The organism is Bradyrhizobium denitrificans (assembly GCF_013179005.1).
Taxonomy (GTDB): Bacteria; Pseudomonadota; Alphaproteobacteria; order Rhizobiales; family Xanthobacteraceae; genus Bradyrhizobium; species Bradyrhizobium denitrificans.
On sequence record NZ_JABFDP010000098.1, the window covers coordinates 1 to 392 of the forward strand.

Consider the following 392-nt stretch of genomic DNA (forward strand, 5'->3'; position numbering starts at 1 on the left):
CGAACTTTGGACCACCCATAACTAGAGTTTTGCGCCTGTTTCACGGTGGCGGGCTGGATGCGCCAGCGTGGTTTTGCAGCAAAATCGGCGGCTTGTTGCCGATCGCGCCATGGGGGCGTTCTTCGTTATAGTACTTGCGCCAATTCTCTACCTTTTCCTGGGCGTCGGCAAGGCTAAGGAACCAGTGGGCGTTGAGACATTCCTCCCGGAAGCGTCCGTTGAACGCCTCGATGAATGCGTTGTCGGTGGGCTTGCCGGGCCTGGAGAAGTCCAGCGTGACGCCGCGCTGGTAGGCCCAGACGTCGAGATCGCGCGACACGAACTCGGTGCCTTGATCGACACGGATCGTCGCCGGGAATCCCACTTCATTGCAGACTCCTTCCAATATCTCA

General features: G+C 58.7%; 1 protein-coding gene. It reads right to left on the bottom strand.

Annotated features, from left to right (window positions below):
- Positions 1-40 precede the first annotated feature (40 nt).
- Positions 41-392 (bottom strand): integrase core domain-containing protein (locus tag HL671_RS37915; RefSeq protein ID WP_172244274.1); only part of this gene is annotated, 352 nt, incomplete at its 5' end.